The sequence below is a fragment of the Streptomyces sp. NPDC002232 genome (assembly GCF_042890295.1).
In the GTDB taxonomy this organism is placed as follows: Bacteria; Actinomycetota; Actinomycetes; order Streptomycetales; family Streptomycetaceae; genus Streptomyces.
Genome location: NZ_JBIARV010000003.1, coordinates 1 through 23,046, shown reverse-complemented (window position 1 = coordinate 23,046; position 23,046 = coordinate 1). Strand labels below are relative to the sequence as shown.

Genomic DNA, 23,046 nt, shown 5'->3' with positions numbered 1-23,046 from the left:
GCGGACACCGGGCGGTGACGACGCATCACAGACCCACGACGACGGATCACCTGCTCGTGGCGGTGGATCGCAGGCTGGTGGCGGTGGATCACCGGCCGGTGGCGGTGGATCACCGGCCGGTGGCGGCGGTCGGCGCCGTCCGCCGGACGTCCCTGACGAACACCATGCCGTCGCAGTCCGCGAGATGGGCCGGGTCGAAGGGGGCGTAGCCGAACCACGGGGACTCCCGTCGCGGGGGCCGCTCGTCGCCCAGGGCGGAGGAGAGCCGCCGGGCGTCGACGAGGCTGCTCTCCTCCGCGAGCGCGTACAGCAGCCCTTCGACGCTGTCCGGCGCGGGCTCGTCCACGCCCTGGTGCCGGATCGTGCCCAGGGCCGTCGCCACGAAGGCGTAGTCCGCGCCGAGTTCGGCGCTCACCAGGGCTCCGGCGCCCCACCACTCCAGCAGCCGTCCGCCCATCCGCATCGAGCTCCGCCGCCGCTGGAGGTGGCCGTTGTGGGCGTACACCAGCGTCGGGCCTCGCTCGGCGAGCGCGAGCAGGTTCCGGGACATCATCAGGTCCCGGACGGCCACCAGCCGGGACAGGCGGGCGGGCGAGGGGTCGGCCATCCCGTGGTGGTAGCGCAGCAGGCCCAGCGCGGTGCGCGCGTACAGCCGGGCCCGGTCCCACTCCTCCGGCGAGCTCACCGCGACCAGGTGCGGCCGCTGCGCGTCGAGCAGCGCCGCCAGGTCGTCGGCGATCAGGCGCAGCCGGTCCGCCTCCGCCGACCGCCCGACGGAACGAGCCGGATCCATCATGGCGGCGGGCTCCGTCCACCGCTCGTCGGCGCCGAGCAGCTCGGCGAGCGTGCCGGAGGCGCAGGGGAGCAGGTCCGCGTCCACCCGGTCCGCGAGGTACCCGTGCAGCGAGGTGAGTGCCCGCCGGGGGCTCTCGGCTCCGGTGATCTCCAGCGGCCCGTCGAACCCCGCGAAGCGGAGCCGGTCGGCCGAGGGGCGGCCTTCGTTGAACGCGCGCATCCAGCGCACGAGTTCACGGTTGGCGGCCGAGGCGCCCCAGCCGTGGCTGAGGCCGTGCTCCATGGCGTCGTCGAGGGAGCCCGTGCCCGAGGTGACGTGGTCGTCGACCGTCAGGCCCCTCAGGCAGTCGGTCTCCAGCGCGATCGTCCGGTAGCCCTCGCGCTCCACCAGCTCCCGGAAGAGCGCGTTGCGGACGTCGAGCAGCGCGTCCTCCCCGTGGGTGGGCTCGCCCAGGGCGAGGAGCCCGGGTCTGGCCGGAAGCATCCCCATGAGGGCGGCGGCGGCGACGGCATGCGTGGTGTGCTTGATGTCGGTCGGCATGCCTTCCACGCTATCGTTGAAGATTCGGTGGAGACTTTTGCTCGGATCATCCCCGCTACCATGGGCCTCATGAGGAAGAAGCCTCAAAGCACGGATCGGCTCAGGCCCGTCGACCTGGCCCGCGCCCACGGTCTGTCGACCCAGGCGGTCAGGAACTACGAGGAGGCCGGCATCCTCCCCGCCGCCGCCCGCACGCCCCACGGCTACCGCACCTACACCCCCCTCCACGCCGGAGCCCTGCGCGCGTTCCTCGCCCTGCTGCCCGGCCACGGCCACCCGACGGCGACGGCGATCATGCGGGCGGTGAACCAGGACGCGCCCGACGAGGCCTTCCGTCTGATCGACGAGAGCCACGCCCAGCTCCTGGAGGACCGGAGGACCCTCCGCGACGTGGAGGGCGCCCTGCGCGACCTGGCCCCGGATCCTGCGGCGCCGTCCGAGCCCGCCGGCACGTTCATCGGGCCGCTGGCGCGACGGCTCGGCATCCGCCCCGCGACCCTGCGCGCGTGGGAGGAGGCCGGTCTGGTCCGCCCGGGGCGCGACCCCCGGACCGGATACCGCGTGTACGACGAGGCCGCCGTACGGGACGCCCGGCTGGCCCACCAGCTCAGACGCGGCGGCCACCCACTGGAGCGCATCGCCCCGCTGATCGCCCACGTCCACGCGGCGGGCGGCCTCGCGCCGCTGGAGGCCGCGCTGACCGAGTGGCGCGACCGCCTGTCGGCCCGCGGCCGCGCGCTCCTGTCCGGCGCGGCGGAACTGGACCGCCACCTCCGCGAGCGGGGCTGACCCGGATCCGTCCGGCATGATCGGTGCCATGCCGACGCTTCCCCTGCTGCTCAAGGCCCGCCGCCTGTGGGAGGAACTGGCCCACGCAGCAGGGTCGTTCCCGGCCACCGGCGTGACCGTCACCGTGTCCCCGGACTCGGCATTGAGCCCGCCCGGCTGGATCGGTGTGGTCGCCCTCGGTGGATCGGCTCTCGTGACCGTCCCGTCGCGCGCCGCCGCCACCGCCGTCCGCGCCGCCCTCGCCGGCCTGCCCGTGGAGTCCCTGGTGGACGAGGCGTCCCTGCGCGACGTGCTGCCGGTGGCCGGGGTGCTGGGCCCGGCGGCCCTGGCGTACGCGTCCGCCGGCGGCTTCCGCCCGGCCCCCGGACCGTGGACGGTGGAACGGCTGCCCGGCGACCACCCGGCGCTGCGCGCCCTGGAGGAGGCCTCCGGTCGGGAGGACACCGAGGAAGCCGCCCTGGACGACATCACCTCCCCCGCGTTCGTGATCCGCGAGCAGGGCCGGGTGGTGGCCGCCGCGGGACACCGGGCCTGGCCCCGCCGCACCGCCCACCTCAGCGTGCTGACGGCCCCCGAGGCACGCGGCCGGGGACTGGCACGTACGGCGGCGTCCGCGGCGGTGGCCGACGCCCTCGCCGCCGGCCTCCTCCCACAATGGCGGGCGCGGCCCCCGGCCTCCCGGCGGGTCGCCGCCGCTCTGGGCTTCGAGGAGCTGGGCACCCAGTTCTCGCTGGAGCCGGCCTGATCCCCGGCCCACCCCGGTGACCTGGGAGAATCCCGCCATGCCCGCCGCCATCGCACCGCACTTCGCGCAGTTCACCACTCCCGGGGCCGTGCCCGCCGGGCTCGTGCCGCTCCTCGCCGAGTGCTGGACCGAGGTCAGCGACGCGGGCGGGGCCGCCGGGTTCCCGTTCGCGCCGGTCGACCCGGCCGAGGTCGCCGCCGCCGTCGACCGGATCGTCGCGGGGCTCGACCCGGCGCGCAGCCGCCTCGTCACCGCCACCGTCGACGGCGCCCTCGCGGGCTGGCTGTGCCTCCGCCGCGACACCCATCCGCTGGTCGCGCACTGGGGCACCCTGCACCACGTCCAGACCCGCCTGGGGATGCGGGGGCGGGGCATCGGCGCCGGTCTGGTGCGCCGGGCCCACGTGATCGCCCGCGACGAGATGGAGCTGGAGCAGCTGCGCCTCGCGGCACGCGGCGGCACCGGCCTGGAGGAGTTCTACGGCCGGCTCGGCTGGCGGGAGATCGGCCGCTGGCCCGGAGCCCTGCGCCTGGCCGCCGGTGACGACCGCGACGAGATCCTCATGGTCCTGACACCTCTGTGACCCCGCCTCCCCCACCGCGGCGGGCCCGCACCGCGCGCACGACCCGGGTGGCCCCGTACCCCAGCAGCCACGGCAGCACCGTGATGCCGAGGACGTAGACGAGGAGGTAGCCGACGAGGTCGTCGGTGCGCGGCGACTGCCCCCGGGGCAGGAGCATCGCCGTCGCGGAGACCCCCACCGGCACCAGCGGGAGCAGCACCGTCCACACCCACGGCCACGGGCCGGGCCGCCGGGCGCACCACACCCCGGTGGCGCCCATGAGGAAGGGCCCGAAGGGCACCCACAGCAGCACCGGGTAGAAGAGCAGCAGCCACCCGTCGTCCCCGTACCCGAACATCATCGAAGAGCCCCCCTCGCCCTCTCGGCCGTCAGGGACGACGCGCGGAGGAAGGGGTCCAGTTCTCCGCGATTGGCCTTGGTCCGAGGATTTCCGCCCCCGGTACGGTCGGCGGCATGCGCATCCGAATCGTCGACGCCTTCACCGACCGGCCCTTCTCCGGCAACCCGGCCGGAGTCCTGCTCCTCGACTCGTTCCCCGACGACGCCTGGCTCCAGCAGGTCGCCGCCGAGGTCAACCTGTCGGAGACCGCCTTCGCCCATCCACTGCCCGCCGGAGGGGAGGCCGACTGGGCGCTGCGCTGGTTCACCCCGACCACCGAGGTCGACATGTGCGGCCACGCCACCCTGGCCACGGCGCACGTCCTGCACACGACCGGCACCGCGAGCGGCACGGTCCGCTTCGCCGCCCGCTGCGGCGTCCTGATCACCACTGCCGAGGCCGACGGCACGATCACGATGGACTTCCCGACCTCGTCCCTCACTCCGGTGCCCGTCCCCGCGGGTCTGGAGAAGGCGCTCGGCGCCGAGGTCGTCGCCGTCCACGACACCGCCGAGCACATCGGCGACCTCCTCGTCGAGCTGCGCGACGAGGCCGCCGTCCGCTCCCTCACCCCGGACTTCGCCGCTCTCAAGGTGCTCTCCTCGCGCGGCGTCATCGCGACCGCCGCCGCCGAACGCCCCGACGCGGGATACGCGTTCGCGTCGCGGGGCTTCTTCCCCGCGGTCGGGATCGACGAGGACCCGGTGACCGGCAGCGCCCACACCGCGCTCGCCCCGTACTGGTCGGCCCGGCTCGGCCGCGAGGAGCTCACCGGCTTCCAGGGCGGCGCCCGCACGGGCCTCGTCCGGACCCGTCTGCGGGGCGAGCGCACCCTGCTGAACGGCCACGCCGTCACCGTCATCGAGGGCGACCTGCACGTGTGACCGTACGCGAGGGGGCGTACGGCTCCGGGCCGTACGCCCCCCCGCGTCGCCGACCCGGCCGCCGCGTCACACCGTGGGCAGCCAGCCCACCTTCCCGGCAAGCAGTCCGTACCCGACGAAGGCGACGATGTCGAGCAGCGCGTGCGCCGCGACCAGCGGGCCGACCCGCCCCCAGCGGCGGTAGAGCAGCACGAAGACCACGCCCATCACCAGGTTGCCGAGGAAGCCGCCGATCCCCTGGTACAGGTGGTACGAGCCGCGCAGCACCGAGCTGGCGGCCAGCGCCGCCATCGGCGACCAGCCCAACTGGCCGAGCCTGCGCAGCAGGTAGCCGACGACGACCACCTCCTCCAGGACGGCGTTCTGCAGCGCCGAGAGGATCAGCACCGGGTACTTCCACCACACCTCGGGGAGCGATTCGGGCACCACGGTGAGGTTGAACCCGGACGCCCGCGCCGCCAGGTAGAACGCCAGGCCCGCGCTCCCGATCCCCGCGGCGACGAGGGTCCCCCGCCCGAGGTCGGACCACGGGCGGGTCCGGTCGAAGCCGATGGCCCGCAGTCCCCGGACCCCCGGGCCCTCCCGCGTCAGCAGATGGGCGACGAGCACGACCGGGACCAGCGCGGTGGCGATGCCGAAGAGCTGCCAGGACAGGTCGAGCCACGGCCGCCCGGGGGCGTAGGAGCCGTTGAGCGTCGCGGCCTGCTGCTTCAGGGAGCCCGGTCTGGTCAGCGAGCCGATGAAGCTGATGAGCGCCGACACCCCGCTCGCCCCGAGCGAGAGCGCGAGCACGATGAGCGTCTCGGAGCGCAGCACCCCGCGCGGCAGGCCGTCGGGGGGCGGGGCGAGGTCCCTCAGTCGTTGCTCCGACACCACACCTGTCTCCACTTCCCCTCGCGGGCTCATGCCGTTCCGGCGGCCCCGGCCGCCCGGGACCACCCTGACATGATCACCCATGGAGGGGGCGGGGAGGAGGTCAGCCGATCCCCACCGGCCAGCTGTGCACCGGCTCGCCCGTGAGCATGAGCGTCCGGTAGCGGCGGGTGGTCGCCGCGAGGGCCGCCTCCCGGTCGAGGCCCGACTCCACGGCCCGGTGGTAGGTGTCGGCCTGCCAGGAGGCGCCGTTCACCCGCCGCAGACAGCGCTGCTCGATCACGCCCAGGTAGAAGTCCCGGTCGGCCGGCTCGATGTGCCAGGCGTCGAGCCCCGCGGCGGCCAGCGGCAGCAGTTCGTCGAGGACGAGGCGGACCGCCGGGAGGGTCGCGATGCCGCCGGCGCGGCCCGAGCGGGGCCAGCGCAGCTCCGCTTCGATGCCGTGGCGGCAGGCGGTGTCGAAGTTGGCCTCGGCGTCCTGGAAGGCCATCCGCTTCCACACCGGCCGGGGGTCGTCGGCGAGCGAGCGGACGAGCCCGTAGTAGAAGGCCGCGTTGGCGATCACGTCGGTGACGGTCGGCCCGGCCGGCAGCACCCGGTTCTCGACGCGCAGGTGCGGGACGCCGTCGACCCAGCCGTACACCGGCCTGTTCCAGCGGTAGACGGTGCCGTTGTGCAGGACCAGCTCCTGGAGTCGCGGCACCCCGCCCCGGTCCAGGACGAGCAGCGGGTCCTCCTCGTCGCAGAGCGGCAGCAGGGCGGGGAAGTAGCGGACGTTCTCCTCGAAGAGGTCGTACACCGAGTCCACCCAGCGCTCGCCGAACCAGGTGCGCGGCCGGACCCCCTGGGACTGGAGCTCGGGCGGGCGGGTGTCGGTGGCCTGCTGGAAGAGCGGCGGCCGGGACTCCCGCCACAGTTCGCGGCCGAAGACGAAGGGCGCGTTGGCGCCGAGCGCGATCTGCACGCCGGACACGGCCTGCGCCGCGTTCCACACGGCGGCGAACCGGGCCGGCGTGACCTGGAGGTGCAGCTGCACCGAGGTGCAGGCGGCCTCGGGGACGATCGACTCGGAGGTGCACAGCAGGTGTTCGACGCCGTGGATGTCGAGGGTGAAGTCCTCACCGCGGGCGGCGAGTATCTGGTCGTTGAGGAGGGTGTAGCGGTCGTTGTCCGAGAGGTTCTCGGGGACCAGGTCGTGCTGGCCGAGCGTGGGGAGTATGCCGATCATGACGACACCGGCGTCGAGTTCCGAGGCCTTGCGGTCGGCATATCCGATGCCAGTTCCGATCTCTTCCGCGAGCCGGTCGAATACACGGCCGTCGAGCTGGTGGGGCGCGATGTTCACTTCGAGGTTGAACATTCCGAGTTCTGTCTGGAAATCGGGGCTGGCGATCTTTTCGAGAACCGGGCCGTTGAGCATCCGGGGCAGCCCGTCGGCACCGGCGAGATTGAGTTCGATCTCCACGCCCATGAGATTGCGCGGCCGGTCGAACCTCTTCTCCGCCAGCAGCCGCGCCAGCCCCGCGAGACACTGCTGGAGCTTTCTCCGGTACTGCTGCCGGTCGGACGGGCCGAACCCGTCGGCCGCGACCTTCTCCCCCATCGAAGCGTCCCTCCCAGAGTGGGCGGCCGCCCGGGCGGCCGCGCGTCACGGACGATGATGCCCAGCCCGCTGATCGACAACGCCTGCGGAACCGGCCTCTCGGAGGATAGGCTGGACGGAGTGCTCCATGGGCACATTCCGAAGGCAAGGAACGAGCGACATATACCAATGTCGTATTGTCCCGGGAGGCGGGGTTCACATTCAGCCGTCCGCCTTCGCGAGGAATACGCAGGTGGGAGTGGCAGAGCCTCGGAGATTCCGCTTCAACTCCCGTCGATTACGGCCTGATGACGTCTTGTCAGGAATATCGGCGAGGTCTAGCGGAAACACTGTGTGAACACGTGTCGTATAAACTCCGCGGACGAGGCAGAGTGTTGGCGCCCGGCCATGGCCCCATGTCCCCCTCTGGCCCCGCCGCCGACAGCGCCGTCGTACCTGCCCACGCGTCACCGTGTCTCCTGAGCGAGAGGCGACCCACCATGCTCCGACCCTCCCCGGCCCCTGCGCCGGCCCTCCGCAGTGTCCTCGCGGCCCTCGGCTCACCGACCGCCGTCCGCGAGCCGCGAACTCCCGCGCTGCGGGCCGCACAAGGACCGCTGAGCCCCGAACACCCTCTGCCCGTGCACGTCCTCGGCGTCACCGGAGCACCGGGGCTCGTGCCCCGCACCCGGCTCGCCGGCTGGCGCTTCCTGATCCGGAACGGGGACCGGGCGATCGCCGCCGCGGACACCATGCTCACCCCGGACGGCTGGGCCTTCTCGCACTTCTTCGAGGGGCCGTACGTCTCCGCCACCGAGCAGGCCCTGCTCCAGGCGGAGGCCCTGCCCGTCACGTACCGGCCGAGGCTGCTGTCCGTACCGGAGCTCTACATGCTGACGCTCTGGCTCCAGGCCGACTCCGAGGCGGACGGCACGACCGTCGCACCGGCCGCGGCCGATCTGATGGTGCCCCTGGCCCCCGCACCCCCGGGGATCGCGGCCCACCGCCCGTACCAGGTCGCCGATCTCCTGCCGGTGCTCAGTACGCGACTCGCGCCGCCGCCCCTCCTGGGCTCGCCGGCGCCCGCCTGATCCGGCTCACCCGCGTCGCCCCGCCCCGTGACCCGCTCGGGTCACGGGGCGCACTTCTGTCCGGGCCGCGCGCCCGAGCGCGCCTCCCGCACGCCCCTCCCGTACGGACTAGCCCACTGGGACCACTACGAACCACCCGAAGAGAGGGTGCAGTTGACCTGAACCGCCCCTGCGGGTGATGCGTCTACACAGGAAAGGACGGTCTGCCGCGAAATACCTGCGGAAGACCGTCCGTGGGGCAAGACTGGGACAGGAACCGAACCGACCGACGGGGGCGGCCATGAGCGCGCAGAGCCGCAGGACATCCACCACGACGCAGCGAGAGAACCCACCCATGTGCCAGCACCAGCCTGCCTGTCCGACCGCCGACTCCGCCGACCGGGAGGCGGCCCGACTCCTGGCACACCATCCGGAACAGGGCTGGAGCCTGCTGTGCAACGGCGTCCTGCTCTTCGAGGACACCGGTGAGCTGCTGCCGGACGGGCAGATCATCGCCCCGCACCGGCCGCTGACGGCCGGACGGGTGACGACCGCCGCCTGAGGGCGCGCGGCCGGACGCCGTACGAGGAGAGAACAGCCGAGGGCCGGCCCGGAGGAGATCCTCCGCACCGGCCCTCGACGCGTGCTCAGTTGTCGTACTCGTCCAGCGGCGGGCAGGAGCAGACCAGGTTCCGGTCGCCGAAGGCACCGTCGATGCGGCGCACCGGCGGCCAGTACTTGTCGGCGGCCGAGACACCGGCCGGGAAGACCGCCTCGTCGCGCGTGTACGGGTGGTTCCACTCGCCGCCCAGCGCCGCCGCGGTGTGCGGGGCGTTGTGCAGCGGGTTGTCGTCGGCGGGCCACTGGCCCGAGGCGACCTTCTCGATCTCGGCCCGGATCGCGATCATGGTGTCGCAGAAGCGGTCGAGCTCGGTCAGGTCCTCGGACTCGGTCGGCTCGATCATCAGCGTGCCGGCGACCGGGAAGGACATCGTCGGCGCGTGGAAGCCGTAGTCGATGAGGCGCTTCGCGATGTCGTCGACGCTGACGCCGGTGGCCTTGGCCAGCGGACGGATGTCGACGATGCACTCGTGCGCGACCAGCCCGTTCGGACCGGTGTAGAGCACGGGGAAGTGCGGCTCCAGGCGCTTGGCGATGTAGTTCGCCGCGAGGACGGCGACCTGGGTGGCGCGCGTGAGGCCCTCGCCGCCCATGAGGCGCACGTAGGACCAGGAGATCGGCAGGATGCCGGCGGAGCCCCAGGGGGCCGCCGAGATCGGGCCGACGCCCGTCTCCGGGCCCGCGGTGGGCTGGAGCGGGTGGTTCGGCAGGAACGGCGCGAGGTGCGCGCGGACGCCGACCGGACCGACGCCGGGGCCGCCGCCGCCGTGCGGGATGCAGAAGGTCTTGTGCAGGTTCAGGTGCGACACGTCGCCGCCGAAGTGGCCCGGCTTGGCCAGACCGACCAGCGCGTTGAGGTTGGCACCGTCGACGTACACCTGACCGCCGGCCTCGTGGACCTCGGCGCAGATGTCGGCGACGTGCTCCTCGAAGACGCCGTGCGTGGACGGGTAGGTGATCATCAGCACGGACAGCTCGTCCCGGTACTGCTCGATCTTGGCGCGCAGGTCGGTGACGTCGACCTCGCCGTCCTCGGCCGTCTTGACCACGACGACCTTCATGCCGGCCATCACCGCGGACGCGGCGTTGGTGCCGTGAGCGGAGGACGGGATGAGGCACACGGTGCGCCGGAGATCGCCGTTGGCACGGTGGTAGGCGCGGACCGCGAGCAGACCCGCGAGCTCGCCCTGCGAGCCGGCGTTCGGCTGGATCGACACCTTGTCGTAGCCGGTGACCTCGGCGAGGCGGTCCTCCAGCTCGGTGATGAGCGTGACGTAGCCCTGCGCCTGGTCGATCGGGGCGAACGGGTGCATCTGGCCGAACTCGGGCCAGGTCACCGGCTCCATCTCGGTGGTCGCGTTCAGCTTCATGGTGCAGGAGCCGAGCGGGATCATGCCCCGGTCCAGCGCGTAGTCGCGGTCCGCGAGCTTGCGCAGGTAGCGCAGCATCGAGGTCTCGGAGCGGTGCGCGTGGAAGACCGGGTGGGTCAGGTACGCGTCGGAGCGCAGCAGCGAGGCCGGGATCGCGTCCTCGGTGGCGGCGTCGAGGGCCTCGATGTCGCCCTCGACCCCGAAGGCGCCCCAGACCGCGGCGAGCTGCGCGCGGCCGGTGGTCTCGTCGCAGGAGACCGAGACGAGGTCGGCGTCGACGCGGTGGAGGTTGACGCCGGCCGCGCGGGCGGCGGCGACGACCTCGTCGGCCTTGCCGGGCACGCGGACGGTGACGGTGTCGAAGTAGGAGCCGTGCACGACCTCGACGCCGCCGGCGGTGAGGCCCGCGGCGAGGACGGCGGCGTAGCGGTGGGTCCGCTCCGCGATCTGCCGCAGGCCGTCCGGACCGTGGTAGACGGCGTACATGCCGGCCATCACGGCGAGCAGCACCTGCGCGGTGCAGATGTTGCTGGTGGCCTTCTCGCGGCGGATGTGCTGCTCGCGGGTCTGCAGGGCCAGGCGGTAGGCGCGGTTGCCGTCGGCGTCGACGGAGACGCCCACGAGGCGGCCGGGCAGGGAGCGGGCGTGCTTGTCCTGGACGGCCATGTAGCCGGCGTGCGGACCGCCGAAGCCCATGGGGACGCCGAAGCGCTGCGTCGTGCCGACGGCGATGTCCGCGCCCAGCTCGCCGGGCGAGGTGAGCAGGGTGAGCGCGAGCAGGTCGGCGGCGACGGTGACGATCGCGCCGAGCTCGTGCGCGGCGTCGATCAGCGGCTTGATGTCGCGGACGGCGCCGGAGGCACCCGGGTACTGGAGCAGCACGCCGAAGACGCCGCGCTCGGCGATCTCGGCCGGGATGCCGGCGCTCAGGTCGGCGACGACGACCTCGACACCGGTCGGCTCGGCGCGGGTCTCGATGACGGCGACGGTCTGCGGCAGGGCGTCGGCGTCGACGAGGAAGACGCCCTTCTTGACCTTGCCGACGCGGCGCGAGAGCGCCATGGCCTCGGCGGCGGCGGTGCCCTCGTCGAGGAGGGAGGCGCCGGAGGTGGGCAGACCGGTGAGGTCGGCCACCATCGTCTGGAAGTTGAGGAGGGCCTCCAGGCGGCCCTGCGAGATCTCCGGCTGGTACGGCGTGTAGGCCGTGTACCAGGAGGGGTTCTCCATGACGTTGCGGAGGATGACCGGCGGCGTGAAGGTGCCGTAGTAGCCGAGGCCGATCATCGGGGCGAGGACCTGGTTGCGGTCGGCGAGCGTGCGCAGCTCGGCGAGGACCTCGGCCTCGGTGCGCGCGGCCGGCAGACCCAGGGCCTCGGCGTTCTTGATCACGTCCGGCACCGCGGCGGCCGTGAGCTCGTCCAGCGAGCCGTAACCGACCTGGGCGAGCATCTTGGCCCGGGCCTCGGCGTCGGGCCCGATGTGCCGCTGCTCGAACGGGATGCCCTGTTCGAGCTCGGAGAGCGGAGTGCGGTTGGCGGTCATGTACGGAGGCCTCCTGGTCGTCACGACCTGCGAGGGGCACCACGGCGCGGGTACCCGGACGGCCTCCCCCTCTGTCATCTCAACCTGAGAGTTTCACCGGCACGCCTCGCGGCACGCCGGCTTTCACCGTCGGTGAGAGCGAGATGCCGTCGGACATCCGCTCTGCTTTCCAGAGTGACCTCGTCCGCGCGGTACAGGGGCCTGAGAGATTCCGGGGAGGATTTGCTCCTTCGGCGCCCACCGGAAGAATTCTCCGGGGGACTCTCCCGCACAGGGTCGACAGCCACAACCAGCCTACCAGCGAGGTTGCGGCTCCCATCGCTCAAGTGGCCGACATCCCAGTTGTGCACTTTCGTAGGGGTGTAGAGCAGTTGCGACCAGTTGGAGGGACCGTGCAGACCGACATCGATCCGCGCAGCCTGATCGGCCGCAAGGCGTTCGACCGAAGCGGGCACAAGATCGGAACCGTGGACGAGGTGTACCTGGACGACGCGACCGGCATCCCGGAATGGGCCGCGGTCCGCACCGGGCTGTTCAGCCGGGACGCCTTCGTCCCCCTGGAGCCGAGCTCCCTGCTCGACGACGGACTCCACATCCCGTACGAAAGGGCCCTGATCAAGGACGCCCCGGACTTCGGCGTGGGCCGTCATCTCTCCCCCGAGCAGGAGCTCCAGCTCTACCGGCACTACAGCCTGGCGCTGCCGCCCGCGCCCACGGACGCCCCGGACAAGGACTTCGGCCGCCTGGCCGGCCAGGACGGCGCCTGACCGCGCGGCCCGGTGACGGACCCCACCCGCGCGGCGACGCGGGTGGCTCCGTCACGCCGCCGCGTCCCCCCGCACCAGCGGCAGCGGCTCGGACGGATGGAGCTCCGGGTCGTCCACGGCGAAGGTCCGCACCCGCCCCGGCCCGGACCACGGCTCCTCGAACCGCACCGTGACCCGCCCGACCCCGCTCCCCTGGACCCACCCCGCCCCGTGCGCGTCGTGCCGCACGTCGTGGCCGGGCGCCCAGACCCGCTCGGCGCCCTCCGCCACGGCGGTCGGCGCCTCCTCCGCCTCGTCGGCGCCCTCGGGCGCCGCCTCCTCCGCCGGCCGCTCCGCCGCCTCCGCCTGGGCGAACAGGTCCTCCTGCGTGTAGTCGGCGAGACCGCTCACCCCGACGCCGAGCAGCCGCACGCCCCCCGTCGTGTCCACCGCCTCCAGGAGCCGCCCCGCGGCCTCCCGGACCACGCCCGGGTCGTCCGTCGGCCCGCGCAGCGTCTCGGACCGGGTGAGCGTGGAGAAGTCGTAGCGCCGCACCTTCAGGACGATGGTCCGCCCGGAGTGCCCGGACGCGCGCAGCCGCCCCACACACCGCTCCGCGAGCCGCTCGACCTCGGACCGGATCCGCACCCGGTCGTGCAGGTCCACGTCGAAGGTGTCCTCGACCGACACCGACTTCGCGTCCCGCTCGGCCACCACGGGCCGGTCGTCGTGCCCCTGGGCCATCCGGTGCAGCGACGTCCCGTGCGCCCGCCCCAGGAGCCGTACGAGCTCGTCCTCGCCCGCCTCTGCGAGGTCGGCGACGGTGACCATCCCGGCGCGTCTCAGATGCTCCCCCGTGGCCGGCCCGACCCCGGGCAGGATCCGCACCGACCGGGGCCCGAGCAGCTCCCGCTCGGTGCCGGGCTCGATGAGGACGAGACCGTCCGGCTTCGCCTCCTCGGAAGCGATCTTCGCGATCATCTTGGACCCGGCCAGCCCGACGGAACCGGTGAGCCCGGTGGTCGCGAGGATGTCGACCCGCAGCCGCTCCCCCGCCGCCCGCGCGCCCGCGCTGTCGTCGGCGACACCGCCGGCCTCCAGGTCGACGAAGGCCTCGTCGAGGCTCAGCGGCTCCACGAGCGGGGACAGCCGCCGGAGCAGCTCCATGACCTGGTCGCTGATCGAGCGGTAGAAGGCGAAGCGCGGCACGAGATAGGCCGCGTTCGGCGCGAGCCGCCGCGCCTGGCCCATGGGCATGGCCGAATGCACCCCGAAGCGGCGGGCCTCGTAGGAGGCGGTGGCGACCACGCCGCGCGGCCCGAGGCCGCCGACGACCACCGGCTTGCCGCGCAGGCTGGGCTTCGACGCCTGCTCGGCGGCGGCGAAGAAGGCATCCATGTCGAGATGCAGGATCGTGGGCGCGGCTCTCACAGGTCCGATGCTGCCCTACGCCACTGACAACGCCCCCGCGGAACGCCAGGGAACCCCCGCCGGGACCTCGGAAGGCCCCTCAGGCCCCTGGAGGAGCCGGGAGGCTCCCGGGGGAAGACCGGCCCGTCGGCAGTCGCCCTCAGACGGCCCTGTCGCGCCGTCGCCGCGCCAGCTCGTCACCCGGGTTGTGACCCACGAGCGTCTCGCCGGTGTCGACGCGCTCCCCGTGGAGCTGCGACAGCGCCGCCTCGACGTCCCGCCACACCACCCCGACGGCGATGCCGAAGACGCCCTGCCCGCCCTGGAGGAGGTCGACGACCTCGTCGGGCGAGGAGCACTCGTACACCGTGGCCCCGTCGCTCATCAGCGTCATCCGCTCCAGGTCGCGAAAGCCCCGGGCGCGCAGGTGCTGCACCGCGGCCCGGATGTTCTGGAGGGCCACCCCGGTGTCGAGGAAACGCTTGACGATCTTCAGTACGACGACGTCGCGGAAGCTGTACAGCCGCTGCGTCCCCGACCCGTACGCGGGCCGCACGCTCGGCTCCACGAGCCCGGTGCGCGCCCAGTAGTCCAACTGGCGATAGGTGATCCCGGCGGCCGCGCAGGCCGTCGGCCCGCGATAGCCGATCGCCTCGTCGGCGATCCCGCCGTCGGCACCGGTGTCCGTCCCGAAGTCGCCCACCCTGCCGTGAAGCGGATACGGACCGCTCTCCCCGGACAAGCGCCCGAGCGAGCTCCCTGCCGTACCGTCCGCGCTGCTCATCACGCCGACCCTCCGTCCTTGACCTGCCCACACGAAGGTAGGCAGTCACTTGGGGCGCGTCAACGATCGCCACACTCGGCACGCCGAGTGATAATCACCCTGAGAGTGGTTTCGCGTGTCTCCCTGCGGGGAAAGGCTACTCGAATGCCCTCGTGGCACCCCACGGACGGCCTCCGGCCGAGCCGCTCCGTCTCACTGGCTGTTGGTCCCGAAGTCCTCCGGTGAGATCTGGTCGAGGAACTCGCGGAACTTCTCCACCTCGTCCTCCTGCTCGTCCGGAATCGCGATGCCGGCGTCGTCCAGCACGCCGTCGCTGCCGTAGATCGGCGTCCCGGTCCGAAGGGCCAGGGCTATCGCGTCCGACGGGCGCGCGCTGACCTCCACGCCGCTGGCGAAGACCAGCTCGGCGTAGAAGACCCCGTCACGCAGATCCGTGATGCGGACCTCGGTGAGCTCCTGCCCGACGGCCTCCAGCACGTCCTTGAACAGGTCGTGCGTCAGCGGCCGCGGAGGGGCCATCCCCTGCTGGGCGAAGGCGATCGCGGTCGCCTCACCCGGTCCGATCCAGATGGGGAGGTACCGATCGCCTCCCACTTCACGCAGGAGCACGATCGGCTGGTTGGAGGGCATTTCCACCCGGACACCCACAACGTCGAGCTCGTTCACACAGCAACCCTAGGACGTGCCCGACCGGTTTGGATAGTCGGGCCCCCCCTCGACGCCCTGCCCGAGCCCTCCCCGGGCCCCCTCCCGGGAGCCCCAGGATCACGGCAGGCGAAGCCCGAGAGCGGTCTGCACCAGGGCCGCGTGCAACCGCACCGACTGAGCGGCGAGCTCCTTTGCGGTGGCCTCCGCATGGGCCCTGGTCTGCGGATTGCGGTGCCGGCGCAGCGGCGCGACCACCTGCTCGATCAGTCCGGCCTCCCGGTCGGCGGCCGCCTTCACGGACCGCAGGTGCCGGGGCTCCAGACCGAATCTCCCCAGATCCGCCACGAGCCTCGCGACGGTGACGGTCTCGGCGTCGTATCCGCCGCCCTCCGCCTCGGAGATCAGGCCGTACGCCTCCCATGCGGCGAGCTCGGCCTCGGTCACGTCGGCGGCGGCGATCAGCTCGGCGCGCCCGAGCCGGGCGACGGTCGGCGCCTCCGGCTCCGCCTCGTCCTCGTCCCAGGCGCCCTCGACCAGGTCGCGCCGACGCCCGGGCGCCGGGAGCTTGATCGGCTCCCCCCGCTCCAGGGCGTCGAGATGCTCGCGGATGACCTTCAGCGGAAGATAGTGGTCCCGCTGCATCCGCAGGATGCGGGCGAGCCGCTCCACGTCCTGCGGGCTGAACTTCCGGTACCCGGAGGCCGTACGACGGGGCTCGACCAGCCCCTCGGCCTCCAGGAACCGGATCTTGGAGATCGTCACTTCGGGAAATTCGTCGCGCAGCTGGTTCAGCACCGTGCCGATGCTCACCAGCCGGTCGCCCGAGGCGGTGCCGGAGCCGGCACCGCCCGTCGGTGTTCGCAGCATGGACCTTCCCTGAAGGGGCTTTCCCCGAGGCGTCACACGCCTCGCTGGCTCGAGTAGAAGACCAGCCGGTACTTGCCGATCTGCACCTCGTCGCCGTTGGACAGGACGACCGACTCGATCGGCTCGCGGTTGACGTAGGTGCCGTTGAGGCTGCCGACGTCGGCCACGGTGAAGCTGCCGTCCGGCGCCCGCCGGAACTCGACATGCCGCCGGGAGACGGTGAAGTCGTCCAGGAAGATGTCGCTCTGCGGGTGACGGCCGGCCGTCGTCAGCTCACCGTCGAGCAGGAACCGGCTGCCCGAGTTCGGACCCCGGCGCACCACGAGGAGCGCGGAGCCCAACGGCAGCGCCTCCACGGCGGCGAGTGCCTCGGGCGACAGCGACGGAAGGGCGTTCTGGCCGGTGACCTCGGCGTCATACGCCTCGAGCCCCGAGATGGAGATCGTCGACGTCGTCTCCGACGCCCGCTCGGGAGCGACCCCGCCCCGCAGCGGCGTACCGCAGTGGGAGCAGAAGCGACTGTCGGCCGTGTTGCGGTGACCGCACCTCGTGCACACCGGCATGGACGCATCCTCCTGCCGCGGCTGCCCCGCGGAGGTCTGTGTCGCGTACGGGTCGGGCGTAAACCCTCCACCCGTACTTGAGGTTGATGGTTCTCCGAAACCTATGCGGGCGGCCCCGGCGGGGTCAACAGAAGACGCGCCCTGCGTGCCCGGAATGTCACCCCCCCGACCGTCGACCTCGTCACGGAAGAGCGGGCGCTCGCCGCCCTGCTCCTCGCTCTGGGCGTGGCGCGGCGCGGCGTGCTTGGCGTTGCCGCCGTCCTCGCGTCCGCTCTTGCCGAACAACTTCGCAAACAACTTCACGGGCGATTCCCCTTGACCGAAACAGACCCGCCCGTGGGGCAGGACGAACCGAGATCCTTCACACCTGCCGACCCGGACACCTTCACAACGTCCGTATCCTCCGGACAGTTTCCACCACGCACCACCGTTGTGGTGCGCCGACCCCCCGCAACGTCGTGCCCTTGTCGCGGGACCCCCCTCGTCCCCCGCTCACTGGGAGGACGACTGAGCGTAGTCAGGCCGCTTCGCGGGTCGCAAGGCATCGACGACGATCTTCGCCGACCGCTCCACCGTGGCCGTGGCCTGCTCCTTCTCCAGGGTCTGCACGACACCGCCGGGGATGTTGAGCGCGGGCTCGAGATCCTCCGGCTTGCCGATGACCTTGAAGACGTACGGAGCGGCCACCTTCGTTCCATCGATCCGCATCTCATCACCGCTCCCGGTGAAATAACTGTCCGCGACCACCCGGACACCGTTGACCTGGATCGCCTCGGCCCCCGCTGCGCGCAGCTCCTGGATGGCGTCGAGCAGCATGTCGGACTCGACCGCCCCGGTCGGATCACCGACGGTGAGGGTGATGCCCGGTCCCTCGGCGGCGACGCTGCCCGCCAGGATGCCGAGCTGCCGCTCCTTCTCCTGGGTCTGCTTGCGCGCCTCCTCGGCCTGGTCCGAGCTGGACTCCAGCTCGGTGCGCTGCTTCTCCAGCCGGGTCTTCTCGTCCTCCAGGCGCTGCGTGCGGTCGTCGAGTTCGTCGAGGATCCGCACGAGGTCCTCCTGGCGGGCGCCGCGCAGCGCGCTGTTCTCGCTCGTCGAGGAGACCTGGATGGCCAGGCCCAGACCGAGGACGAACAGCAGCAGGGCGACGACGAGTTGGGCCCGGGTCACCCGGGGCGGCCACAGGGCGGAGGCGAGCCTGCGCCGCCCGCTCGGCCCGGTGGAGGCCGGCGCTCCGGCCGCGACGGGCGCCGCGGGCACCTCGGGCATCCGTACGTCCTCGGCCGGTACCTCGGGCGGTAGCGCCTCGGGCGGGACGCGCCTCTCGGGACCGGGCCTTCCCGACTCGGGCCGCCCGGCGTTCCCGGCGGCCCCGGTGCTCTCGGGCCGGCCGGCGTTCTCGGGGTGGTTCTCGGGGTTCTCGCTCATCGGCCTCACGCCCGGAACACGTGCCGCCGGATGGCGGCCGCGTTGGAGAAGATACGGATGCCGAGCACGACGACGACACCGGTCGACAGCTGCGCGCCGACGCCCAGCTTGTCGCCGAGGAAGACGATCAGCGCGGCCACGACCACGTTCGAGAGGAACGAGACGACGAAGACCTTGTCGACGAAGATCCCGTCGAGCATGGCCCGCAGACCGCCGAAGACCGCGTCGAGGGCGGCGACCACGGCGATCGGGAGATAGGGCTCGACCACCGCCGGAACCTCGGGTCGGACCAACAGTCCGACCACGACTCCGACGATCAGGCCCAGTACGGCGATCACGATGTGCCCTTCCCTGTGTCGGCCGTGGCCGGGCCTGAGGGCGTCGCCGCCCCGACCCCCCTCGGCTCTGCGGTACGTACGGTCAGGCTCGGCGCGGCCGGCAGGCGCACATCGCCCTCGGCCGAGATCCGGCTCCTGATCCCGAAGTTCTCCACCAGCGCGTGCAGGTACTGCCCGTCGGCGCTGTCCTGGAACGCGGTGCTCAGCCGCTGCCCGTCCCCGATCGCGAGGACGGTGTACGGCGGCACCAGCGGCCTGTTGTCGACGAGTACGGCGTCACCGGCCGCCCGGATCGCGGACAGCGACGTCAGCCGCTGCCCGTTGATGGCGACGGCCTCGGCACCCGACTCCCACAGCCCGTTGACCACGCGTTGCAGGTCCCGGTCCCGGACCCTGCCGGTGTCGGTGAAGCCGGCGCTCTCCCTCGGCCCGCCGCCCCCGGGGTCGGTGCCCTTGGCGTCGTCGACGACGAGCTTCACCCCGGGGCCGTGCACGGGCGTCGCGCCCGAGAGCAGGGCCACCAGCTCGGTCTGGTCACCGCCGTGCTGCTGCAGGGCCTGCCGCTGGCGCGCTCCGACCTCGTCCCGGATCCGCTCGACGTCCTGCTCCAGCTGATCGGCGGAGGACGTCTCCTTCTCGATCCGGTCGATCAGGTCCTGGCGCTCCTTGGCGACGACCGGTGCGGAGATCCGCGCCTCGGCGGCGCCGACGGTCACCACGACGGCGGCCAGCAGGAGCCCCGCCGCGACACCGAGCTTGGCCCGCAGACTGCGGGGCAGTCCGCCGCCCTCGGCCGCGCGCCGGGCGGTCGCCTCGGCGTAGCCGTCGTCGAGCGCGTGGTCGATCACGTTGTTCAGCAGCGACATCGACGCGTCCGGACGCGGCGGCGGTGATCCGGTGCTCCGAACGGGGGGCTGCTGCGACATGCCGCACATCGTCGCACGTCGCACGGCCTACCGCCGAATGGCCCCTCCCGGCGGCCGGGAGGCACCCTTCGGGCACCTCCCGGCCGGGAACGGTCCGTACCGTCAGCGACCTGCGCTCTCGACCACCTCGGCCCACTCGTCGAGCAGGACCTGGGCGGAGGCGTCGTCGGGGCCCTCCGCCCACAGATGGGTGACGGCCTCGGCGGGGTCGGGCAGCACCATCACCCAGCGCCCGTCGGCCTCCACGACCCGTACTCCGTCGGTGGTGTCCACGGACCGGCTGCCCGCGGCCTCCACCACCCGGCGCATCACGAGCCCCTTCACGGCCCACGGGGTGGCGATGTCCCTCTTCAGGACGTGCGCCCGCGGGATCCGGGCGTCGATCTGGCTCAGTGTGAGCTGCGTCCGCGCCACCAGCCCGATCAGCCGCACGAACGCCGCGGCGCCGTCGAAGACGCTGCTGAACTCGGGCACGATGAACCCGCCGCGCCCGTCGCCGCCGAAGATCGTGGACTCCTCCCGTCCGACCCGCGTGAGGTCGTCGGGCGAGGTCGTCGTCCACTCCACCTGGGTGCCGTGGTAGGCGGCCACCTGCTCGGCGATACGGGTCGTGGTCACCGGAAGCGCCACCCGCCCGGACCGCCGCTCGGCGGCGACCAGGTCCAGCATCACCAGGAGCGCCCGGTCGTCCTCGATGATCCGGCCCCGCTCGTCCACGAGCGAAAGGCGTTCGCCGACGGGGTCGAACCGCACTCCGAACGCGGCCCGCGCGGAGGCCACGATCTCTCCGAGCCGCACGAGACCGGCTCGCCGACTCTCGGCCGACTCGGTGGGCCGGGACTCGTCGAGACCGGGGTTGATGGTCAGCGAGTCGACCTGGAGCCGCCCGAGCAGGCTGGGCAGGACGAGCCCGGCACTGCCGTTGGAGGCGTCCACGACGACCTTCAGCCCGGCTTCCGCGATCCCGGTGGTGTCGACGTTCCGCAGCAGGGAGCCGGTGTACGAGTCGAAGACGCTCGCCGGGAACGACAGGTCGCCGATCTCACCGGGGAAGGCCCGCCGGTACTCCTGGCGCGCGAACACCCGGTCCAGCTTCCGCTGTCCGCCCTGCGAGAGGTCCGCTCCCCGTTCGTCGAAGAACATGATGTCGACGGAGTCGGGCACACCGGGCGAGGTCCGCACCATGATGCCGCCGGCGCTGCCCCGCGCGGTCTGCTGTCTCGCCACCGGCAGCGGTACGTTCTCCAGGTCCCGTACGTCGATGGCGCTGGCCTGCAAGGCTGAGATCACGGCCCGTTTCAGCGCCCGGGCGCCACGGGAGTGGTCGCGCGCGGTGGTGACGGTCGACCCCTTCTTGAGGGTCGTCGCGTACGCGCCGGCGAGCCGGACGGCCAGTTCGGGGGTGATCTCCACGTTCAGGATGCCGGAGACCCCGCGGGCCCCGAAGAGATGGGCCTGTCCCCGGGACTCCCAGATGACGGAGGTGTTGACGAAGGCGCCGGCCTCGATCGTCTTGAAGGGGTAGACCCGCACGTTGCCCTGGACGATGGACTCTTCGCCGATGAGGCACTCGTCCCCGATGACGGCGCCGTCCTCGATCCGGGCGGCCCGCATGATGTCGGTGTTCTTCCCGATCACGCAGCCGCGCAGATTGCTCTGCTGCCCGACGTACACGTTGTCGTGGACGACCGCCTTGTGCAGGAAGGCGCCGCTCTTCACGACCACGTTCGACCCGATGACGCTGTGCTCACGGATCTCGGCGCCCGCCTCGACCTTGGCGTAGTCGCCGATGTACAGCGGTCCGCGGAGCTCGGCGTCGGGGTGCACCTCGGCGCCTTCCGAGACCCACACCCCGGGCGAGATCTCGAATCCGTCGATGTCGACCTGGACCTTGCCCTCCAGGACGTCCGCCTGGGCCTTCACATAGCTCTCGTGGGTACCCACGTCCTCCCAGTAGCCCTCGGCGACATAGCCGTAGATCGGCTTGCCCTCCTTCATCAGCTGCGGGAAGACGTCACCCGACCAGTCAACTGAGGTGTCTGCCTGGACGTAGTCGAAGACCTCGGGCTCCATCACGTAGATGCCCGTGTTCACGGTGTCCGAGAAGACCTGGCCCCAGGTGGGTTTCTCCAGGAACCGCTCGACCTTGCCCTCTTCGTCGACGATTGTGATGCCGAATTCCAGCGGATTGGGCACCCGGGTCAGACAGACCGTGACGAGGGCGCCCTTCTCCTTGTGGAAGGCGATGAGATCGGAGAGGTCGAAATCTGTGAGCGCGTCCCCCGAGATGACGAGGAAGGCGTCGTCCTTCAACGCTTCCTCGGCGTTCTTCACGCTGCCCGCTGTACCGAGTGGCTTTTCCTCGTTGGCATACGTGAGCTCCATGCCGAGCTCTTCTCCGTCGCCGAAGTAGTTCCTGACGAGGGAGGCGAGAAACTGCACGGTGACCACGGTCTCGTTGAGACCGTGCCTCTTGAGCAGTCGTAGGACATGCTCCATGATCGGCCGGTTCACCACCGGCAGTAGAGGCTTGGGCATGCTCGAGGTCATGGGGCGAAGGCGGGTTCCCTCGCCGCCGGCCATCACAACGGCCTTCATGTCGGAAGCGTCCTCCTTGAAGAGACGACGGTCCTGCCGACTTCACCTGTCCGCTCAGAGGCCCTGGGGACGTCCTCGTTGTTGCCGGCGACGCTGCTCGACACAGGACAGACGGGCTCAATCGGCCACGGTATCCGCCTTCACGAGTCGACGGACCTGGACCACGTACAGGATCCCTGCCCACCAATACAGAGTTGTACCCCATCCGGCGAAGGCCCACCCGAAAACTTCAGCGAGTGACGAAAGCCAGCCCGTTCCGTCACTGAGAAGCAGCAACGGGAAGGCGTACATCAAGTTGAATGTCGCAGCTTTCCCGAGGAAGTTCACCTGCGGCGGCGGGTAACCGTGCCGGCGGAGGATTCCCACCATCACGAGCAGCATGGCCTCGCGCGCCAGAAGCGCGGCCGTCAGCCAGAGGGGAAGGATCTCCCGCCAGGTGAGCCCCACGAGAGTCGACAGGATGTACAAGCGGTCGGCGGCGGGATCGAGCAGCCGGCCGAGGTTGCTGATCTGGTTCCAGCGCCGCGCGAGTTTTCCGTCGAGGTAGTCGCTGACGCCGCTGAGCATCAGCACGAGCAGGGCCCAGCCATCGCTGTTGGGGCCGCCGAACACGGGTCGGAGAATCAGCCACAGGAAGAGCGGCACGCCCACGAGGCGAGCCATGCTCAGAATGTTGGGGATGGTGAGGACCCGGTCGGTCTGAACGCGAGTCTCCTGGACCTCCACCCGGGGGCCTCCTGCTGGGAACGTACGGACGATGCCCCCTGACCTTACCCGCAGCCACGACACCACCGCGCACAGGGGGCGCGGGCCGGCCCCAGAACGCAAAAATGCCTCAACCCCCGGACAAGGTCCAGGGGTTGAGGCTAAGAATTGTTCGGCGGTGTCCTACTCTCCCACAGGGTCCCCCCTGCAGTACCATCGGCGCTGAAAGGCTTAGCTTCCGGGTTCGGAATGTAACCGGGCG

The 23,046-nt window shown here is 71.8% G+C and carries 22 protein-coding genes, 1 rRNA gene and 1 riboswitch; of the genes, 7 read left to right on the top strand and 16 right to left on the bottom strand.

Annotated elements, in window-relative coordinates:
• Positions 1-109: 109 nt before the first annotated feature.
• Positions 110-1,336: an erythromycin esterase family protein gene (locus ACFYXU_RS12670; RefSeq protein WP_389457629.1), complete on the bottom strand. Its 1,227-nt coding sequence runs from the start codon at positions 1,334-1,336 to the stop codon at positions 110-112.
• Between the two features lie 69 nt (positions 1,337-1,405).
• On the opposite strand from ACFYXU_RS12670, the gene ACFYXU_RS12665 reads away from it, so the two are divergent.
• The 3 genes from ACFYXU_RS12665 to ACFYXU_RS12655 are packed head-to-tail and all read left to right on the top strand — an operon-like array spanning position 1,406 to position 3,453.
• Positions 1,406-2,125 (top strand): TioE family transcriptional regulator, encoded by a 720-nt coding sequence (locus tag ACFYXU_RS12665; RefSeq protein WP_389457627.1) that lies wholly within the window; start codon positions 1,406-1,408, stop codon positions 2,123-2,125.
• 28 nt (positions 2,126-2,153) lie between these two features.
• A complete protein-coding gene (locus ACFYXU_RS12660; RefSeq protein WP_389457625.1) occupies positions 2,154-2,870 on the top strand; it encodes a GNAT family N-acetyltransferase in 717 nt (238 codons plus the stop codon).
• A 37-nt stretch (positions 2,871-2,907) separates the two neighbouring features.
• Positions 2,908-3,453 carry a GNAT family N-acetyltransferase gene (locus ACFYXU_RS12655; RefSeq protein WP_384571656.1) on the top strand — a complete coding sequence of 182 codons (546 nt, stop codon included), beginning with the start codon at positions 2,908-2,910 and terminating at the stop codon, positions 3,451-3,453.
• Here the strand turns inward: ACFYXU_RS12655 and ACFYXU_RS12650 are convergent.
• The gene (locus ACFYXU_RS12650; protein ID WP_389457622.1) at positions 3,431-3,793 is read right to left on the bottom strand and encodes a hypothetical protein; all 363 of its coding nucleotides are present in this window, start codon (positions 3,791-3,793) and stop codon (positions 3,431-3,433) included. The two genes, ACFYXU_RS12655 and ACFYXU_RS12650, sit on opposite strands and share 23 nt — an antisense overlap.
• A gap of 113 nt (positions 3,794-3,906) precedes the next feature.
• Here ACFYXU_RS12650 and ACFYXU_RS12645 point away from each other — a divergent pair, with 113 nt between their 5' ends.
• Entirely contained in the window at positions 3,907-4,716 is an 810-nt protein-coding gene (locus ACFYXU_RS12645) for a PhzF family phenazine biosynthesis protein (protein WP_389457620.1), read from the top strand.
• 66 nt (positions 4,717-4,782) lie between these two features.
• Here the strand turns inward: ACFYXU_RS12645 and ACFYXU_RS12640 are convergent, their stop codons facing one another.
• On the bottom strand, positions 4,783-5,622 hold the full coding sequence (locus tag ACFYXU_RS12640) for a CPBP family intramembrane glutamic endopeptidase (RefSeq protein WP_389457618.1): 840 nt from the start codon (positions 5,620-5,622) through the stop codon (positions 4,783-4,785).
• A 70-nt stretch (positions 5,623-5,692) separates the two neighbouring features.
• Complete coding sequence (locus tag ACFYXU_RS12635) at positions 5,693-7,192, bottom strand: glutamate--cysteine ligase (RefSeq protein ID WP_376516317.1); 1,500 nt, start codon at positions 7,190-7,192, stop codon at positions 5,693-5,695.
• A 479-nt stretch (positions 7,193-7,671) separates the two neighbouring features.
• Here ACFYXU_RS12635 and ACFYXU_RS12630 point away from each other — a divergent pair, with 479 nt between their 5' ends.
• Positions 7,672-8,262 (top strand): hypothetical protein, encoded by a 591-nt coding sequence (locus ACFYXU_RS12630; protein WP_376516315.1) that lies wholly within the window; start codon positions 7,672-7,674, stop codon positions 8,260-8,262.
• A gap of 334 nt (positions 8,263-8,596) precedes the next feature.
• The gene (locus tag ACFYXU_RS12625) at positions 8,597-8,803 is read left to right on the top strand and encodes a DUF5999 family protein (protein ID WP_361406387.1); all 207 of its coding nucleotides are present in this window, start codon (positions 8,597-8,599) and stop codon (positions 8,801-8,803) included.
• Positions 8,804-8,888: 85 nt separating this feature from the next.
• Here the strand turns inward: ACFYXU_RS12625 and gcvP are convergent, their stop codons facing one another.
• Positions 8,889-11,774 (bottom strand): aminomethyl-transferring glycine dehydrogenase, encoded by a 2,886-nt coding sequence (gene gcvP / locus ACFYXU_RS12620; protein ID WP_389457615.1) that lies wholly within the window; start codon positions 11,772-11,774, stop codon positions 8,889-8,891.
• Positions 11,775-11,953: 179 nt separating this feature from the next.
• A riboswitch (glycine riboswitch) is annotated at positions 11,954-12,053 on the bottom strand.
• Between the two features lie 113 nt (positions 12,054-12,166).
• Here gcvP and ACFYXU_RS12615 point away from each other — a divergent pair.
• Complete coding sequence (locus tag ACFYXU_RS12615; RefSeq protein ID WP_329850042.1) at positions 12,167-12,541, top strand: PRC-barrel domain-containing protein; 375 nt, start codon at positions 12,167-12,169, stop codon at positions 12,539-12,541.
• Positions 12,542-12,592: 51 nt separating this feature from the next.
• Here ACFYXU_RS12615 and ACFYXU_RS12610 read toward each other — a convergent pair whose 3' ends face one another.
• The 11 genes from ACFYXU_RS12610 to rrf all read right to left on the bottom strand — a co-directional run.
• Positions 12,593-13,951, bottom strand: a complete 1,359-nt coding sequence (locus tag ACFYXU_RS12610; RefSeq protein WP_376516310.1) for a DNA polymerase IV — start codon at positions 13,949-13,951, stop codon at positions 12,593-12,595.
• 139 nt (positions 13,952-14,090) lie between these two features.
• Positions 14,091-14,714, bottom strand: coding sequence for a MerR family transcriptional regulator (locus tag ACFYXU_RS12605; protein ID WP_376516308.1), 624 nt, complete (start codon positions 14,712-14,714; stop codon positions 14,091-14,093).
• A 192-nt stretch (positions 14,715-14,906) separates the two neighbouring features.
• Positions 14,907-15,380: a bifunctional nuclease family protein gene (locus tag ACFYXU_RS12600; RefSeq protein ID WP_015032172.1), complete on the bottom strand. Its 474-nt coding sequence runs from the start codon at positions 15,378-15,380 to the stop codon at positions 14,907-14,909.
• A gap of 99 nt (positions 15,381-15,479) precedes the next feature.
• The gene (locus ACFYXU_RS12595) at positions 15,480-16,229 is read right to left on the bottom strand and encodes a MerR family transcriptional regulator (RefSeq protein ID WP_384571672.1); all 750 of its coding nucleotides are present in this window, start codon (positions 16,227-16,229) and stop codon (positions 15,480-15,482) included.
• 32 nt (positions 16,230-16,261) lie between these two features.
• On the bottom strand, positions 16,262-17,203 hold the full coding sequence (locus tag ACFYXU_RS12590; RefSeq protein WP_376516336.1) for an FHA domain-containing protein: 942 nt from the start codon (positions 17,201-17,203) through the stop codon (positions 16,262-16,264).
• An 81-nt stretch (positions 17,204-17,284) separates the two neighbouring features.
• A complete protein-coding gene (locus tag ACFYXU_RS12585) occupies positions 17,285-18,217 on the bottom strand; it encodes a DUF881 domain-containing protein (RefSeq protein WP_376516304.1) in 933 nt (310 codons plus the stop codon).
• A 5-nt stretch (positions 18,218-18,222) separates the two neighbouring features.
• Complete coding sequence (locus ACFYXU_RS12580; RefSeq protein WP_015032176.1) at positions 18,223-18,555, bottom strand: small basic family protein; 333 nt, start codon at positions 18,553-18,555, stop codon at positions 18,223-18,225.
• Complete coding sequence (locus ACFYXU_RS12575; protein WP_361406400.1) at positions 18,552-19,481, bottom strand: DUF881 domain-containing protein; 930 nt, start codon at positions 19,479-19,481, stop codon at positions 18,552-18,554. Before ACFYXU_RS12575 ends, ACFYXU_RS12580 begins: the two co-directional genes overlap by 4 nt.
• 102 nt (positions 19,482-19,583) lie before the next feature.
• Positions 19,584-22,079, bottom strand: coding sequence for a sugar phosphate nucleotidyltransferase (locus tag ACFYXU_RS12570; RefSeq protein WP_376516301.1), 2,496 nt, complete (start codon positions 22,077-22,079; stop codon positions 19,584-19,586).
• Between the two features lie 117 nt (positions 22,080-22,196).
• Entirely contained in the window at positions 22,197-22,805 is a 609-nt protein-coding gene (locus tag ACFYXU_RS12565) for a CDP-alcohol phosphatidyltransferase family protein (protein ID WP_329850020.1), read from the bottom strand.
• 149 nt (positions 22,806-22,954) lie between these two features.
• Positions 22,955-23,046: ribosomal RNA gene (rrf, locus tag ACFYXU_RS12560) — 5S ribosomal RNA — on the bottom strand; the annotation flags it as partial.